Below are 16,611 nucleotides of genomic sequence, written 5' to 3'. Positions count from 1 at the left end.
ACCCACGCCGGCGCAATACCCGCAACGAGGGCCTGGGGGGAGGTCACGGCAATCCCGGCTGGGCCGGCCGGGAGTCGTCAAGGAATGATGGCCGCAGTGTTGGTTCGATCCATGACCCAGAAGAGGAATTTCGACGTGATCAAGAAGCAGAACCTTCGCATCAACGTGCTTGCCGCCGCCGTGCTGTCGATGACCGCGGTAGGTGCCGTCCATGCCGCCGGGTTGCCGACGCAGGAACCGGCACGCCAGGCGCGCACCGCACAGCCGGGCACCGACCGCATCATCGTCAAGTACCGCGCCGGCACGGCCGCTGCGCTGGATCGTTCGGCCAAGCTGTCCACGGTGCAGTCGGCGCTGACCCGCGCCAGCCTGTCCGGCGGCACTGCGCGCGCCAGTACCCTGGGCCCGCAGGTCGTGCGCAAGCTCGGCGTCGGCGCCGATGTGATCCGCCTGCAGGGCCGTCTGGCCCCGGCTGAACTGCAGCGCGTGCTGAAGGAGCTGAAGGCTGATCCGGCGGTGCAGTACGCCGAGGCCGACGTGAAGCTGCGCCGCAGCGAACTGCGTGCGGGCGATGTGCAGCCGGCGCTGGTGCCGAACGACCAGTACTACCAGCAGTACCAGTGGCACCTGCACAACGCGACCGGCGGCATCAACGCGCCGGCAGCCTGGGATGTTTCGCAGGGCGAGGGCGTGGTGGTGGCGGTGCTCGACACCGGCATCCTGCCGCAGCACCCGGATCTGGTCGGTAACCTGCTGGAAGGCTACGACTTCATCAGCGATGCCGAGACCTCGCGCCGCCCCACCAACGAGCGGGTACCCGGTGCGCTGGACTATGGCGACTGGGTCGAGAACGACAACGAGTGCTACACCGGCTCGCTGGCCGATGACAGCTCCTGGCACGGCACGCACGTTGCCGGCACCGTGGCCGAGCAGACCAACAACGGCGTCGGCATGGCCGGTGTCGCGCACAAGGCCAAGGTGCTGCCGGTCCGCGTGCTCGGCAAGTGCGGTGGCTACCTTTCCGATATCGCCGATGCCATTACCTGGGCCTCCGGCGGCACCGTGGCCGGCATTCCGGCCAATGCCAACCCGGCCGAGATCATCAACATGAGCCTGGGCGGCAGCGGCAGCTGCGGCGGCACCTACCAGGATGCGATCAATGGCGCGATCTCGCGCGGCACCACGGTCGTGGTGGCCGCCGGCAACGAGACGGACAATGCGTCCAATTACCGCCCTGCCAGCTGCGATGGCGTGGTGACGGTGGGAGCCACCCGTATCACCGGCGGCATCACCTACTACTCCAACTACGGCACCCGCGTCGATCTTTCCGGCCCTGGTGGTGGCGGCAGCGTGGACGGCAATCCGGGTGGCTATGTCTGGCAGGCCGGTTCCGACGCGGCCACTACGCCGGACTCGGGCAGCTATACCTACATGGGCAAGGGCGGAACCTCGATGGCCTCGCCGCACGTCGCGGCGGTGGCGGCACTGGTGCAGAGCGCGTTGATCGCCGATGGCAAGGAGCCGCTGGCTCCGGCAGCCATGCGTACCCTGCTCAAGGAAACCGCACGCCCGTTCCCGGTGGCCATCCCGTCGGCGACCCCGATCGGTACCGGCATCGTCGACGCCAAGGCCGCACTGGCCAAGGCGCTGGAGGAACCGTGCACCGAGGACTGCGGCCCGGTAGCCACGCCGCTGACCAACAAGGTCGCTGTCGGCGGCCTGTCCGGTGCGACCGGCGGCAGTGCCCTGTACAGCTTCGAAGCGGTGGCGGGCAAATCGCTGAGCGTGATCACCTACGGTGGCAGTGGCAACGTGTCGGTGTACCTGGCCCAGGGCCGCGAGCCCAGCGCGAGCGACAACGACGCCAAGTCCACGCGTGCGGGCAACGCCGAAACCGTGCGCGTCAACAAGCCGGTGGCCGGCACGTACTACGTCAAGGTGGTGGGTGAAGCCGCCTACAGCGGGGTGACCATCCTCGCCACGCAGTAATGCCATCGCACTGTCGTAGATGAACTGGCGACGCCCGTCACCCCGCGGTGGCGGGCGTTGTCATTTTTCGAAAGGCGGCGCGATGGCGGCGGAAACCACGGCTTAACTGCTAAAGTCGGGCCGATCGACAGGAGAGTCACGTGAACGCGCTCGCTGCAACCACTGCCGACGACGCCGAGAGCCGCATCCTGGATGCGCTGCTGGCGCGTGGGCGGCTCAAGGAAGGAGACCTGGCCCGGGCGCGGCCGCTGCATGCCGAGGCCGGCGGCAGCCTGCTCGGCCTGCTGGTGCGCCTGGGACTGGTGTCCGAGCGGGACCAGGCGCAGGCCAGCGCGGATGTGCTGGGCCTGCCACTGCTGGAAGGCAAGCAGGTGCCCGAGACGCCGCCGCAGTCCCTCGCCGAAGGCCTGCCGCTGTCGCTGCGCTTCCTCAAGCAGTTCCACGTCTGCCCGCTGGCGCTGGATGAACACGGCGTACGGCTGTGGTTGGCCGATGCCCACGATGTCTACCCGCAGCAGGCCGTGCAGCTGGCCCTGGGCGTGCCGGTCACGCCGGTGCTGGGCATGCGGGCGGAGATCGACGATCTGGTCGAGCGCTGGTTCGGCCAGGGCCGCAGCGCCATGGGGGCGATCGTGGAAACCGCCGATGGTGAAGGCGGCGCGGTGGACGACATCGAGCATCTGCGTGACCTGGCCTCGGAAGCGCCGGTGATCCGCCTGGTCAACCTGGTGATCCAGCGCGCGGTGGAACTGCGTGCCTCGGACATCCATGTCGAGCCCTTCGAAAGCCGTTTGAAGGTCCGTTACCGCGTCGATGGCGTGCTGGTGGAGGGCGAGAGCCCACCCGCCAACCTGACCGCCGCGGTCATCAGCCGCATCAAGATCATGGCCCGGCTCAACATCGCCGAGCGCCGCCTGCCGCAGGACGGCCGCATCATGCTGCGCGTGCAGGGCAAGGAGCTGGACCTTCGCGTCAGCACGGTACCGACCGCACACGGCGAGAGCGTGGTGATGCGCCTGCTTGACCGCGAAACCGTGGTGTTCGATTTCCATCGGCTTGGCTTCACCGATGCATTCCTGCCGCAGTTCCGCAAGGTCCTGGAGCAGCCGCACGGCATCCTGCTGGTGACCGGCCCGACCGGTTCGGGCAAGACCACGACGCTGTACACCGCGTTGAGCCAGCTCAATACCGCCGATGTCAAGATCATCACGGTCGAAGACCCGGTCGAGTACCAGATCGAAGGCATCAACCAGATCCAGGCCAAGCCGCAGATCGGCCTGGACTTCGCCAATGCGCTGCGCAGCATCGTGCGCCAGGATCCGGACATCATCATGATCGGCGAAATGCGCGATCTGGAGACCGCGCGCATCGCGATCCAGTCGGCGCTGACCGGCCATCTGGTGCTGTCCACCCTGCATACCAACAATTCCGCCGGTGGCATCACCCGGCTGCTCGACATGGGTGTGGAGGACTATCTGCTGACCTCCACCATCAACGGCATCCTCGCGCAGCGTCTGGTGCGCCGCCTGGAACCGACCCACGCCGAGCGCTACCCGGCGTCACCGGAAGAGATCGATCGTTTCGAGCTGCGCCGCCTGCAGCCGGAGGGGGCGATTCACCTGTACCGGCCGCGCCCCTCGGCACTGGCACCGACCGGCTACCTGGGCCGCACCACCATCATGGAATTCCTGGTGATGAACGACGCGCTGCGGCGCGCGGTGATGCGCCGCGATGGCATGGGCGAGCTGGAGCGCATCGCGCGCGAAGGCGGCATGCGCACCATGTACGAGGATGGCCTGGCCAAGGCTCTTGCCGGGCAGACGACCATCGAGGAAGTCCTGCGTGTGACGGAGGAGAGCTGATGCGCGCCGGAGCCCGGGGCTGACATGCCGAACTACCGCTACAAGGCCCTCAATCCGCATGGCGAGATCTTCGACGGGCAGATGGAAGCGGCCAGCGAGGCCGACCTGATCGCGCGCCTGCAGGACCAGGGGCATCTGCCGATGGAAACCCAGCTGGCCGATGCGGGCTCCATCGGGGGGGGCAACTGGCGCAACCTGTTCCACCAGCGCCCGCTGCAGGGCCCGGCGCTGCTGCAGTTCACCCAGCAACTGGCGACCCTGCTCGGTGCCGGCCAACCGCTGGATCGCGCGCTGTCGATCCTGCTGGGCCTGCCCGAGGACGAGCGCTCGCGTCGTGCGATCACCGACATCCGCGACGTGGTGCGCGGTGGTGCGCCGCTGTCGACCGCGCTGGAGCGCCAGCATGGCCTGTTCTCGCGCCTGTACGTGAACATGGTGCGTGCCGGCGAGGCCGGCGGCAGCCTGCATGAGACACTGCAGCGGCTGGCCGATTACCTTGAGCGCGCGCGTGCGCTGCAGGGCAAGGTGATCAATGCGCTGGTCTACCCGGCCATCCTGCTGGTGGTGGTGGGCGGCGCGCTGCTGTTCCTGCTGGGTTACGTCGTGCCGCAGTTCGCGCAGATGTACGAGAGCCTGGACGTGGCGCTGCCGTGGTTCACCAATGCCGTGCTGCAGCTGGGCCTGTTCGTGCGCGACTGGTGGATCCTGCTGCTGGTGGTACCGGGCGTGCTGGCCCTGCTGTTCGAGCGCAAGCTGCGGCAGCCGGCCTTCCGCCTGGCCCTCGACGGCTGGCTGCTGCAACGGCGCAGCATCGGCCGCCTGCTCGGCGAGCTGGAAACCGCACGGCTGGCGCGCACGCTGGGGACGCTGCTGCGTAACGGTGTGCCGCTGCTGGGTGCGCTGGGCATCGCCCGCAACGTACTGGGCAATCGCGCGCTGGCAGCCGACGTGGATACCGCCGCCGACGAGGTCAAGAACGGTGCAGGCCTGTCGCTGGCACTGTCGCGCGGCAAGCGCTTTCCGCGGCTTGCCCTGCAGATGATCCAGGTCGGCGAGGAATCCGGCGCGCTGGATACCATGCTGCTGAAGGCCGCGGATACCTTCGAGCAGGACAGCGCCCGGCGCATCGATCGCCTGCTGGCGGCGATGGTCCCGGCGATCACCCTGGTGCTGGCTTCGGTGGTCGGTGCGGTCATCGTCGCCGTGCTGGTCCCGCTGTACGACCTGACCAATGCCATCGGTTGACGATGGACTCTTCCGCACTTCGACCCAACGCAACCGAAAGGACCGATCATGATCGCTAACCGTCGACCCATCCGCCTGTCCTTCACCGCCGCGCGGCACCAGTCGGGCATGAGCCTGCTGGAGATCATCATCGTCATCGTGTTGATCGGCGCGGTGCTGACCCTGGTGGCCAGCCGCGTGCTGGGCGGTGCCGACCGGGGCAAGGCCAACATCGCCAAGGCGCAGGTGCAGACCGTGGCATCCAAGATCGACAACTACCAGATCGATACCGGCAAGCTGCCGGGCGCGCTCACCGATCTGGTGACCGCACCGGCCGGCGTTGGCGGTTGGCTCGGCCCGTACGCCAAGCCGGCCGACCTCAACGATCCGTGGGGGCACGCGCTGGAGTACCGCGCACCCGGCGAAGGCCAGCCGTATGAGCTGATCAGCCTGGGCAAGGACGGCAAGGCCGGTGGCAGCAGCGTCGATGCCGACATCCGCTACCAGCCGTAAGCACGCATGACGTATTTCCTGCCGCGCCGGTTGCCCCGACCGCGCCTGCACGGCAGGCGCCCGGCGGGGCTGTCGCTGCTGGAGATGCTGCTGGTGATCGCGCTGATCGCGGCCATCGGCCTGATCACCGCGGCGGGACTGTCGCGTGGCTTCGCCGGCATGCAGCTGCGCAGCGCCGGCAAGGACATCGCCAACCAGCTGCGCATGGTGCGTGCACAGGCGATCGCGCGCGGCGAACCGCAGCGGTTCGTGATCGAGCCGGCACGGCATCGCTGGCAGGGGGCGAACCAGCGCCAGGGCGAACTGCCGGCACAGCTGACGGTGAGTTTCGAAGGTGCGGCGCAGCTGGCCACTGCGCCGGGGCAGGGTGTGATCGAGTTCCATCCCGATGGCGGTTCCAGTGGCGGCCGCATCCGCCTGCAGCGTGATGCCGCCGAATGGCGCATCGATGTCGGCTGGTTGACCGGTGAAGTCCGCTCCGGCCCATGGCAGGCGCAGTGATGCGGCGGGCGCGCGGTTTCACGCTGCTGGAGGTGATCGTGGCCTTCGCTCTGCTCGGGCTGGCGCTGACCCTGCTGTTGGGCAGCCTGTCCGGCGGTGCCAGGCAGGTGCGCGAGGCCGAACTGCGCACGCGCGCCGTCCTGCATGCGCAATCGCTGCTGGCTGCGGCGGGCGTGGATGCGCCGCTGCAGGTGGGGCAGCAGCAGGGCGACTGGGAAAACGGGCGCTATCGCTGGGAGCTGCAGGTGCAGCCCTGGACCGAGCCACGCGCCGGCAACGCCGCGGCCACGCAGTCGCCGGGTGCCCCGTGGCTGGCCGAACTGCAGTTGCAGGTGCGGTGGGGCGATGGCGAGCGCGAACAGCTGCGCTGGCGCAGCCTGCGCCTGCTGCCACCAGACCTGGAGCGTGCGCGATGAAGCGGGGCGCTGCGGGATTCACCCTGGTTGAAGTGATGCTGGCGACCGTGCTGCTTGCCGGTGGCCTGGCGCTGGCGTTCGCCAGCGTGCGCTCGGCGATGGCGGTCAGCCAGCGGGGTGAACAGATCGCCGCCGAAAGCGAGCGGATGCGCGCGGTGCAGGCCCTGCTGCGGCGACAGCTGGCCGGGGCGATGCGCAGCCCGCTGGAAGTGCCAGACCCGACCCGCGAGCCGGTGTTCTTCCTGGGCGAAGAGCAACGGATGCTGTTCGTCGCCGATCTGCCAGGCTACCTCGGACGCGGCGGGCCCTATCTGCATGCGCTGCAGGTGGATGGCAAGGCCGGCCAGCAGCGTCTGCTGCTGGACCTGGTCCTGCTGCAGGAGGGCGAGCGCATCGCCGAAACGCCGCCACGCCCGCCCGAGGTGCTGGTGGATGGCCTGCAGGCGGTGGAGATGCGCTATCGCGGCATCGATGCCGGCAGCGGGCAGATGACCGAGTGGCTGCCGCGCTGGGAAGACACCCGTCGCCTGCCTCTGCTGGTGGAACTGCGGATCGTGCCGGTCCGCGGTGCCGCATGGCCGCCCCTGGTGGTGGCCCCCCGCCTGGGCGGCGGTGGAGGGGGGCGTTGATGCGGTCGCGCGGGGCCGCACTGGTGCTGGTGCTGTGGTTGATCGCGCTGATGACCGCACTGGTCGGCGCGTTCGCGCTCAGCGCCCGCGTCGAGCATCTGCAGGAGCGCGTGCTCGACGACGATGCACGTGGCCAGGAGCGTGCCCGTGCGGGACTTGAGTACGCACTGATGCGGCTGTCACCGGATCCGCTGCGCGCGCCGTGGCAGGCCGATGGTCGCACCTATCGCTGGCAGTTCGACGGTGCCCGCATCGAGATCCAGGTGCTGGACGAGAACGGCAAGATCAACCTGAACCTGGCCGACGTGGCGCTGCTGACCGCATATCTGCAGGCACTTGGCGAACCGGTGGACAACGCGCGCCAGCTGGCAGGCGCGATCGTCGACTGGCGTGACGAGGACAGCCTGCTGCAGCCCGGCGGCGGTGCCGAGGCACAGGATTACGCCGCGGCCGGGCTGCCGTATGGGCCACGTAACAAGCGCTTCGAGACGCTGGGCGAGCTGCAGCGGGTGCTGGGCATGAACGGGCCGCTGTATCGGAAGATGCTGCCGCACCTGACCCTCTACAGCCGCCAGGCACGACCGGATCCGCGATTCGCCAGCGCTCCCGTGCTGACCGCGCTGGGCCTGGATGCCGACCTCGTGCTGGCGCAGCGGAACCAGCCGGAGCGTGACGGCGATCCGGCGGATGGATCTTCAGCGCTTGCCAGCAGCAGCGGCACCTATAGTATCGAGTCCCGTGTCATCGACGGCAGTGGACGCAGGTCGGTGTTGCAGGCAGTGGTTCGCAATGGCTCCGGGGGGATTCCCGGGCGGTCCTACACAGTGCTTCGCTGGGAGCAGGGAATGACGGCAAGATGACGGCTTGGCAGGACAGTCTGCGGCAGGTGCAGGGCCAGATCGGTCCTGGCGCCGGCCGTTTCCTGCGCTGGTGGCGGCACTCGTTGCTGGCGTGGGTGCCGGCGCGCTGGCAATGGGCGCTGGGCTGGGCCCAGGCACGGTTGCTGCTGCAGCGCGAGGGTGACCAGCTGCAGGTCTGGCGCGAAGCGGGCGAGCGCCGCGAGGCGGTGGTCACCCTGCCGTGGCCCTCGTCTCCGGTCGCACTGGATCGCGTGCTGGAGCCGCGCCTGCGCAGCCTGCCGCGATTCTGGCTGCTGCCGGTGGAACGGGTCCTGCGTCGCACCCTGCGGCTGCCGGCGGCGGCCGGCGACCGGCTGCACGCGGTGGTCGGTTATGAGATCGACCGGCAGACCCCGTTCGAGGCCAGCCAGGTCAGCTATGACGTGCGTGAACTGGGCGCGGCAGGGGAAGGCCAGCTGCAGGTCGAACTGGTGGCCTGGCCGCTGCGCCAGATGGAGGCCTGGCGTGCCAGCGTGGGCGAGTGGGGCGACGCCCTGGCCGGCGTCGACGCGATCGATGCACAGGCTGGCACGCTGCAGGTCAACCTGTTGCCGCCGGCCCAGCGCCAGTCGCGGCCCGATCCGATGCGGCGCTGGAACCTGCTGCTGGCCCTGGCCGCGCTGGTGATGCTGGTACTGGCTGGACTGCAGCTGCTGGACAACCGCCGCGCCGCCGCCGACGCACTGCGTGCGGACGTCGAACGCAGCGCGCGCAGCGCCCGGGGTGTCGCCAGTGAACGCGCCCAGCTGCAGGCACTGATCGACGGCGCGGCCTTCCTGGAGTCGCAGCGCCGCCAGCATGCCGGCACGGTGGAAATCTGGAACGAGCTGACCCGCCGTCTGCCTGAAGGCACCTATCTGGAGAAGCTGGCCATCGAGAACAACGGCCTGCAGCTGATCGGGCTCAGCCGCGAAGCCTCGCAGCTGGTGCAGCTGCTGCAGGATGCTCCGCAATGGCGCAAGGTCAACCTGACTGGCGTGCTGCAGGCGGACGGCGCCGGCAGCGGCCGGGACCGCTTCACCATGACCGCCGAACTGCAGCCGTTGCCCGCGGCGGCACCGGCAACGCCGACAGCAGCGACTCCGGAGGCGGCCGATGCCAAGCGCACGCCGTGACCGCTGGCTGGCGCTGGCGCTGCTGCTGGCGGTGCTGGGCCTGGCTTACCTGTTGCTGGTGCACCCTTGGTTCACCCAGCCGCTGCGCGAGATCGATGCCGATGTCGCGGCCCTGCGCGAGCGCCAGCAGCGCGTGCAGGCGCAGCTGCAGCAGCAGCCCCAGATCGAACAGCGGCTGCGCGCCACCCGTGAAGCCTTGCAACGGCAACCCGGCTTCCTGCAGGAGGCCACCGCCGAAGCCGCGGCCGCCGCGCTCGGCGCGCGCCTGCAGGATGCGGTGGCCACTGCAAGCCCCGGCAACCGCAGCTGCACCATCAGCAACCGCACGCCGCTGACCGACAATCGCCGTGATGCCGAGTTCGTCCGTGTCGCCATGCAGGTACGCCTGCGCTGCGGCGTGGCGGAACTGGCGACCGTGCTGCACAGCCTGGAAACCGGCAGCCCGCGGTTGTTCGTGGACAACCTCAATCTCATCGCGCAGCGCTTCCAGCAGTCGCCGAACGAATCCGGGCTGGGCCTGGACGTCTCCTTCGAACTGGCCGGCTACCTGCTGCCCGGTGCCGCCAGTGGCGCTGCGGCAGTCCCTCCCGCAGCGGAGCCCGCCGCGGCCGTCCCGGCCCCGGTCGAGCCGCCGCCACCGGCGGCCGCCGAGGGAGAGGAGGTCGCCGATGAAACGTGAGCCCCTCAGCCTGCGCACCGCTTTCCTGCTGGCTCTGGCCGGCTGGTCCGCGGCGGTATGGCTGGCCACCGGTTTCGGACTGGGCAGTCGCCTGCCGGCCGGCGGGGCCGACGCCGACCCCGCAGCAGCACTGCCGGTGCTGCCGGCGTTCGCTCCGGAACGGATGGCCAGTGCGGACAGCTACAGCGCCATCGCCGCGCGTCCGCTGTTCGCCGAAGACCGCAGGCCGCGCCCTTACCTGCTGGGCGGCAGTGAGCCCAGCGCCAGTGCCGCTTTGCGCCTGACCGGTGTGCTGCTCACGGACGACTTCGGCCTGGCCACGTTCAGTACGGAGCAGAACCGCTCGCTGCGCCTGCGCCTCAATGGTGACGCGGTCGACGGTTGGCAGCTGGTCGCGCTGCAGCCCCGCCAGGCGACGGTGATCGGCCCGGGCGGCAGCCAGGTGCTGGAACTTGCCGTGTTCAACGGGCAGGGCGGGGAGCCACCGACGGTCCTGCGCGGCAGTGCCGGTGCACCCGCACCGGGTGTGCCGGTGCCACCGCCGGTAGTGCCGCTGCCGGCGCAGGCCGCGCCGGCACAGGCGGCGACCGCACCGCAACGTGCAGCCGACGCCACACCCGCGCCGGCGTCTGCTGCCGCACCCCCGCCGCCGGCCAACAGCAACGGGCCCAGCGAAGCGCAGATGCAGGCCATCCGCGAGCGCATCCAGGCCCGCCGCCGCCAGCTGCAACAACAACAGCAACAGCAACAACAGTCGCCGCCGCCTTCGGGCAATGGCGCCAACCGGTAGAGTGAGAGCATGAGCCTGCGTTTTCTTCCTTGGTCCTTCGTGCTCGCGCTGCTGGTGGGCTGCGGTACCGTCTCCAGCCCCCATGTGCAGCGCAAGGGCGCCCTGCAACCTGCGGCCAGCGCCGGCCAGGCCGCAGCGGACGTCCAGGCCGATGCGGCGGCCGACAGCCAGGGGGCACCGCAGGCGGTCATCCGCCGTGGCACCGGCACGATGATCAACCGCGAGGCCGCGCGCGCACCGTCGCCGGCATTGCATGCGGCCGGCACCGGCAGCGCCACGTTCAACTTCGAGGGCGAATCGCTGCATGCCGTGGTCAAGGCGATCCTCGGTGACATGCTGGGCCAGAACTATGTGATCGCGCCGGGGGTGCAGGGCACGGTCACGTTGGCCACGCCCAAGCCGGTCTCGCCGGCACAGGCGCTGAACCTGCTGGAGATGGTGCTGGGCTGGAACAACGCGCGCATGGTGTACAGCGGTGGGCGCTACAACATCGTTGCCGCCGACCAGGCGCTGGCCGGCACTGTCGCGCCGAGCACCGCACCGGCCTCCAGCGCGCGCGGCTTCGAGGTCCGGGTGGTGCCGCTGCAGTTCATCTCCGCCACCGAGATGAAGAAGGTACTTGAGCCGTACGCGCGGCCCAACGCCATCGTCAACGTCGACAGCGGCCGCAACGTGATCACCCTCGGCGGCACCCGTGCCGAGCTGGAGAACTACCTGCGCACGGTCGAGATCTTCGATGTGGACTGGCTGTCGGGCATGTCGGTGGGCGTGTTCCCGATCACGTCCGGCAAAGCCGAGCAGGTCGCCAGCGACCTGGAGAAGGTGTTCGGCGAGGAGAGCAAGACGCCCAGCGCCGGCATGTTCCGTTTCCTGCCGCTGGAGAACGCCAACGCGGTCCTGGTGATCACCCCGCAGGTGCGCTACCTGGACCAGATCCAGCAATGGCTGGACCGCATCGATACCGCGGGTGGCAGTGCCCGCCTGTTCTCCCATGAGCTGCGCTACATCAAGGCGCGCGATCTTGCCGAGCGGCTCAGCGAGGCGTTCGCCAGCAGCGGCAAGCGGGGCGGCTCAAGCCCTGCATCGCTGGCCCCGGGTGCCATTCCGTCGCAGCTGGACAGCGACAGCGACCGTGGCATGGACAACAACAACAACAACAGCAGCAGCTTCGGCTCGACCCTGGGCAGCAGTTCCAGTGGCGGCAATGGCAGCTTGAACCTGCCGCAGCGCCAGTCCGGCAACGTCAGCGTCAGCCTGGAAGTGGAAGGCGACCGGGTCGGCGTGTCGGCAGTGGAGGAAACCAATACGCTGCTGGTGCGCGCGACGCCGCAGGCCTGGCGCTCGATCCGCGAAGTGATCGAGAAGCTGGACGTGATGCCACTGCAGGTACACATCGAAGCCCAGGTGGCCGAGGTCGCTCTGGATGGCGACCTGAAGTACGGCGTGAACTGGTTCTTCGACAACGCCGTGGCCGGGCGTGCACTGACGGGAGCCTTGAGCGGTGTGACCCTGCCTGCCGCGGCGGGTGGCTCCTGGAGCAGCTTCGCCGGTGCCGCGACCGGCGGCGAAGGCCTGGGCTGGGCGTTCACCGGCCACAATGGTGCAGCGGTGGTGAGCGCGCTGGACAAGGTCACCGATGTGCGACTGCTGCAGACCCCGTCGGTGTTCGTGCGCAACAACGCCGAGGCCACGCTCAACGTGGGTGACAAGGTGCCGATCAGCACCACCACGGTGAACACCGGCGTCGGCACCAGCAGCTACAGCTCGGTGCAGTACATCGATACCGGCGTGATCCTGAAGGTGCGCCCGCGCGTGACCCGAGACGGCACGGTGTTCCTGGACATCGTGCAGGAAGTCAGCAGCGCGTCGGACGTGCCGGAGAACTGCAATCCGCAGGAGCGCAACTGCAACCCGCGCATTTCCACCAAGAAGCTGGCTACCGAGGCCGCCGTGCAGAGCGGCGACACCATCATGCTGGCCGGCCTCATCACCGACTCGGCCACCGATGGCAGCAGCGGCATTCCCGGCCTGAGCCGCATTCCGGTGATCGGCGCGCTGTTCGGGCAGAAGAGCCGCACCAGCCGTCGCTCGGAGGTGATCGTGCTGCTGACGCCCAGCATCGTTCGCAATGGGCAGGAAGCGCGCACGCTGACCGACGAGTACAGCCAGCGTTTCCGGGCGATGGAGCCGCTGAACCAGCCGCGCGCAAAGAAGTAGGGGGTTACGGCGGGGCGACCCCCGCCGTTCCCATGAACCCCGCTTCGGCTCCGGCCTCTGCACGTGCCGGGTGCAACCCGGCCGACACCCTCCCGGTGCTACGCTGTGGCCACCGACAACCACGGAGGCGGGATGGGGGCGATCGTGTTGTTGCCGCTGTGCGTGGACGATGCGGCGCTGGACCGGTGTCTGGCTGCGCTTGATGCCGGTACGGCACCGGGTACCGCGGTCTGGTTGGCCGATGATGCCCAGACCGGACCACGCGCTCAGGCGGTCGTCGAGCACTGGCTGGCGAACACGCCACTGCAGGCCGAGTACACCCGCCGCGCCCGGCCGCTGGGCGAGGTGGCTCATCTGGATGAAATGTTGCGTGCCTGCGAGGGGCTCGATGTGGCCGTGCTGGCACCGGACAGCGTACCGGCGCCGGGATGGCTGCAGCAGCTGCAGGACGCCTTCGCCCGCGATGCGGCCATTGCCACCGCCACGCCCTGGTGCAATGCAGGCGAGACCGCGGCCTGGCCCCGGCTGGGCGAGATCAATGCCGAGCCCACCGATACTGCGCTGCTGGCGCAGACCTGCGCCGCACTGCCGACCCTGCACCCGGAGCTGCCATCGGCGGTCACGCATGCGGTACTGGTGCGCGGCAATGCACGTCGCCGTGCCGGCGGACTGGACGTGGAAAGCTACGCCGGCTGGAACGCTGCGCTGGTCGATCTGAGCCTGCGCATGGCGGGCCTGGGCTGGCGCAACGTGCTGTGCGAGAACGCGTTCGTCAGCCGCGCCGGCGAAGCGGTCAGCCGCGATGGCGATCTGGAGGCGTTGGCCGCGCGGTGGCCTGGCTGGGTGCCACGCCTGGCCGACTTCCTGATGCACGATCCGCTGCACGAACTGCGCGCGGACCTGCAGCAGCGGATGCAGCAGGCGATAATGCCGCGCGAACAGGGCGATCTGTTCGTCCCGTCCGCGTCGGAGCCAACCGCTTGAATGCCGCCATTGCCGCCATCGTCGTTACCTACCAGAGCGGCAGCACCATCGATGCCTGCCTGTCGCGGCTGCGCCAGTCGCAGGATGTGGCGGAAATCCGGGTGATCGACAACGGTTCGGTGGATGGCACGCTGGACATCGTGCAGCGGCACGCCAGCCACGACCCGCGCGTGCGCTTCATCGGCAACCCGGACAATCCGGGCTTCGCCGCCGCCAACAACCAGGGCGCGGCCGATTCGCACAGCCCGTGGCTGGCGTTCATCAACCCGGACCTGATGGTCGAGCCGGAAACCCTGGCCAGGCTGCGCGACCGCGCGCACGTGCTCGGTGACTGTCTGCTCGGGGTCGAGCAGGTGGATGAGCACGGCCATGCCGATGAGGCGGTGCGCCGCCGTGATCCGGATTTCCTGGCCATGCTGCGCTCGCCGGGCAGCGGCTCGAAACTGGCGATTCCGCGCGATCCGGCACAGACGCTGCAGCCGGTGCCGGCGCTGTCCGGCGCGCTGCTGCTGATGCCGCGGACGCTGTTTGATCGTCTCGGTGGCTGGGACGCCGGTTACCGGTTGCACGCCGAGGACCTGGACCTGTGCCGGCGCGCGCGTGAGGCGGGCGCGGTGGTGGCGATCGCCAACGACCTGCAGGTCACCCATGTCCGCGGCGTGTCCAGCCGTTCGCGGCCCTTCTTCGTCGAGTGGCACAAGCACCGCGGATTGTGGCGTTACTTCCGCAGGTTCGAGGCGCCACAGCGCTCGTTGCTGGTGCAGGTGGCGGTCTGGGGGGCGATCTGGGCGCACGCGCTGCTGCTGGTGCCGACACTGCTGCGCAGATCCCTGTAGTGTCGAGCGTGTCCGGCGGCGGCGCGCATGGGCGGGCCCCCGGTTCACCCCGCCGGGCGCATAATCCGCCTCATGCCTATCATCCAGTCCCTGCTCGACACCGATCTGTACAAGTTCACCATGATGCAGGCGGTGCTGCACCAGCACCCCGGCGCCCAGGTGCAGTACCGGTTCAAATGCCGCACGCCCGGCATCGACCTGGCCCGCTTCATCGACCAGATCGATGAAGAGATCGACCACCTGTGCAGCCTGCGCTTCAGCGACGCCGAGCTGGATTACATGCGTGGCCTGCGCTTCGTGAAGCCCGATTTCGCCGATTTCCTCGGCCTGTTCCACCTGGACCGCAAGTACATCCAGCTGCGTGCCTCGACCCGGGTGCCCGGCGAGATCGAACTGGACATCACCGGGCCCTGGCTGCATACGATCCTGTTTGAAGTACCGCTGCTGGCCATCATCAACGAAGTCTGGTTCCGCAACACCACCACGCCCGACTTCGCCGAGGGCGAGCGCCGCCTGCAGGCCAAGGCCGCGCTGCTGCGCGACACCCCCGGCTTCGAGCAATGCCGCATTGCCGACTATGGCAGCCGCCGTCGCTACTCGCGCGACTGGCATGCGCGCCTGCTGCCGCTGCTGCGCGATGCGCTCGGCCCGCAGCTGGTCGGCACCAGCAACGTGCATTTCGCCCGGCTGTACGGCATGACCCCGCACGGCACCATGGCGCACGAGTACCTGCAGGCATTCCAGGCGCTGGGGCCACGGCTGCGCGATTCGCAGGTGGCGGCATTGGAGTCATGGGCACGCGAGTACCGCGGTGACCTGGGCATCGCGCTGTCCGACGTGGTCGGCCTGGACGCCTTCCTGCGCGACTTCGACATGTATTTCTGCAAGCTGTTCGACGGCGTGCGCCATGACTCGGGCGATCCGTTCGACTGGGGCGACCGCATGCTGGCGCATTTCCAGCAGCGCCGGGTCGATCCGCGCAGCAAGGTGCTGGTGTTCAGCGATGGGCTCGACATCGCCAAGGTGATGCGCCTGTACGACTATTTCCGCGGTCGCTGCCAGGTGGCCTTCGGCGTCGGCACCCACCTGACCAACGATCTGGGCCCGACGCCATTGAACATCGTCATCAAGATGGTCCGCTGCAACGGCCAGCCGGTGGCCAAGCTCAGCGATTCGCCGGGCAAGAGCATGTGCGACGACCCCGGCTACCTGGCCTACCTGCGTCAGGTCTTTGAACTGCCGGACCCGGCTTAAAGGTAGTCGACCACCACCAGGTAGGCGCCCCGCAGCGGTTGCTGCTGCGGCGCTTCCACGCGGTAGCGCTCGGAGAAGGCGATGTCGCCGACGCGCATGGCGCTGGCCGACACGGCCAGCTGCTGGCCATGGCGCTTGCCATCGCGCAGCGTCGCGGCCTGGCTGTCGCCCACCGCGGTCACCGCCACCGTCGAGCCCTTGGCCGACGGCGGGCAGGCCGCCAGGCTCAGCTCGCCCTGGGACAGGGCCGTCGTGCAACCCGGCTCGGCGATGCGGCCGCTGAACCGGATGCTGCCACTGCTGGCCTGGGCCAGCGCACTGACGGACATCAGGGCCACGCACAGCAGAAGGGAAGTCCTCATGACACGTTCTCTGGTTCGGTGTGTCCTAGTTAGCGACAGCTCCGGACGGCCTTTAATAGGCAAAATCCGAATCTGCTAGGGCCATCACCAACAAAGAGTGATGCGCATCAAATAAGGCGCTGGCCGCCTGAAAACAGCCTCTTTCAGGCGCGCCCGCCACCGGGGTCGAAGACGTCATCTGCTGTCGTTCCCCCACCTTTGCCGGCCCGCGCCAACTCCCCATCGGCCGCCAAGCCAAAAGTGCCTATCACGTCACATTTGTGGCGTCAATAAACCATCGTTCAGAAAAATAATGGGACTTTCATCACAGTTCTGCATATACTTGCGTCACGGATTCAGGG

General features: G+C 68.8%; 16 protein-coding genes. 15 read left to right on the top strand and 1 reads right to left on the bottom strand.

Annotated elements, in window-relative coordinates:
* Positions 1-135: 135 nt before the first annotated feature.
* The 15 genes from AC5P76_RS17485 to pncB all read left to right on the top strand — a co-directional run bounded on the left by AC5P76_RS17485 (position 136) and on the right by pncB (position 15,908).
* A complete protein-coding gene (locus AC5P76_RS17485) occupies positions 136-1,989 on the top strand; it encodes a S8 family peptidase (RefSeq protein ID WP_164151726.1) in 1,854 nt (617 codons plus the stop codon).
* A 140-nt stretch (positions 1,990-2,129) separates the two neighbouring features.
* Positions 2,130-3,851, top strand: coding sequence for a type II secretion system ATPase GspE (gene gspE, locus AC5P76_RS17480; RefSeq protein ID WP_495222795.1), 1,722 nt, complete (start codon positions 2,130-2,132; stop codon positions 3,849-3,851).
* Between the two features lie 24 nt (positions 3,852-3,875).
* A complete protein-coding gene (gene xpsF, locus AC5P76_RS17475) occupies positions 3,876-5,096 on the top strand; it encodes a type II secretion system protein XpsF (RefSeq protein ID WP_128989078.1) in 1,221 nt (406 codons plus the stop codon).
* 48 nt (positions 5,097-5,144) lie between these two features.
* Positions 5,145-5,588, top strand: coding sequence for a type II secretion system major pseudopilin GspG (gspG, locus tag AC5P76_RS17470; RefSeq protein ID WP_053520019.1), 444 nt, complete (start codon positions 5,145-5,147; stop codon positions 5,586-5,588).
* Between the two features lie 6 nt (positions 5,589-5,594).
* Positions 5,595-6,089: a type II secretion system protein XpsH gene (gene xpsH, locus AC5P76_RS17465; RefSeq protein WP_197572312.1), complete on the top strand. Its 495-nt coding sequence runs from the start codon at positions 5,595-5,597 to the stop codon at positions 6,087-6,089.
* Positions 6,089-6,505 (top strand): type II secretion system protein XpsI, encoded by a 417-nt coding sequence (xpsI, locus tag AC5P76_RS17460; protein ID WP_053520017.1) that lies wholly within the window; start codon positions 6,089-6,091, stop codon positions 6,503-6,505. Before xpsH ends, xpsI begins: the two co-directional genes overlap by 1 nt.
* Positions 6,502-7,134 (top strand): type II secretion system protein J, encoded by a 633-nt coding sequence (locus AC5P76_RS17455; protein WP_074901857.1) that lies wholly within the window; start codon positions 6,502-6,504, stop codon positions 7,132-7,134. Before xpsI ends, AC5P76_RS17455 begins: the two co-directional genes overlap by 4 nt.
* Positions 7,131-7,994, top strand: a complete 864-nt coding sequence (locus AC5P76_RS17450; RefSeq protein WP_074902114.1) for a type II secretion system minor pseudopilin — start codon at positions 7,131-7,133, stop codon at positions 7,992-7,994. Before AC5P76_RS17455 ends, AC5P76_RS17450 begins: the two co-directional genes overlap by 4 nt.
* The gene (locus tag AC5P76_RS17445; RefSeq protein ID WP_253119436.1) at positions 7,991-9,148 is read left to right on the top strand and encodes a PilN domain-containing protein; all 1,158 of its coding nucleotides are present in this window, start codon (positions 7,991-7,993) and stop codon (positions 9,146-9,148) included. The genes AC5P76_RS17450 and AC5P76_RS17445 overlap by 4 nt, the downstream gene beginning before the upstream one ends.
* A complete protein-coding gene (gene gspM, locus AC5P76_RS17440) occupies positions 9,129-9,827 on the top strand; it encodes a type II secretion system protein GspM (protein ID WP_111186332.1) in 699 nt (232 codons plus the stop codon). The genes AC5P76_RS17445 and gspM overlap by 20 nt, the downstream gene beginning before the upstream one ends.
* Positions 9,817-10,617, top strand: coding sequence for a type II secretion system protein, XpsN-like (locus AC5P76_RS17435; protein ID WP_164151711.1), 801 nt, complete (start codon positions 9,817-9,819; stop codon positions 10,615-10,617). Before gspM ends, AC5P76_RS17435 begins: the two co-directional genes overlap by 11 nt.
* A gap of 9 nt (positions 10,618-10,626) precedes the next feature.
* The gene (gspD, locus tag AC5P76_RS17430) at positions 10,627-12,834 is read left to right on the top strand and encodes a type II secretion system secretin GspD (protein WP_253119433.1); all 2,208 of its coding nucleotides are present in this window, start codon (positions 10,627-10,629) and stop codon (positions 12,832-12,834) included.
* Positions 12,835-12,966: 132 nt separating this feature from the next.
* Positions 12,967-13,818 (top strand): glycosyltransferase family 2 protein, encoded by an 852-nt coding sequence (locus AC5P76_RS17425; RefSeq protein WP_111186329.1) that lies wholly within the window; start codon positions 12,967-12,969, stop codon positions 13,816-13,818.
* Complete coding sequence (locus AC5P76_RS17420) at positions 13,815-14,654, top strand: glycosyltransferase family 2 protein (RefSeq protein WP_065175836.1); 840 nt, start codon at positions 13,815-13,817, stop codon at positions 14,652-14,654. Before AC5P76_RS17425 ends, AC5P76_RS17420 begins: the two co-directional genes overlap by 4 nt.
* A 72-nt stretch (positions 14,655-14,726) precedes the next feature.
* A complete protein-coding gene (gene pncB, locus AC5P76_RS17415; RefSeq protein WP_053518866.1) occupies positions 14,727-15,908 on the top strand; it encodes a nicotinate phosphoribosyltransferase in 1,182 nt (393 codons plus the stop codon).
* Here pncB and AC5P76_RS17410 read toward each other — a convergent pair.
* The gene (locus tag AC5P76_RS17410) at positions 15,905-16,270 is read right to left on the bottom strand and encodes a hypothetical protein (protein ID WP_053518868.1); all 366 of its coding nucleotides are present in this window, start codon (positions 16,268-16,270) and stop codon (positions 15,905-15,907) included. The genes pncB and AC5P76_RS17410 overlap by 4 nt on opposite strands.
* Positions 16,271-16,611: the final 341 nt, after the last annotated feature.

The organism is Stenotrophomonas sp. YJH_SMC_36 (assembly GCF_059369935.1).
This window is presented reverse-complemented; position numbering and strand designations above follow the sequence as displayed.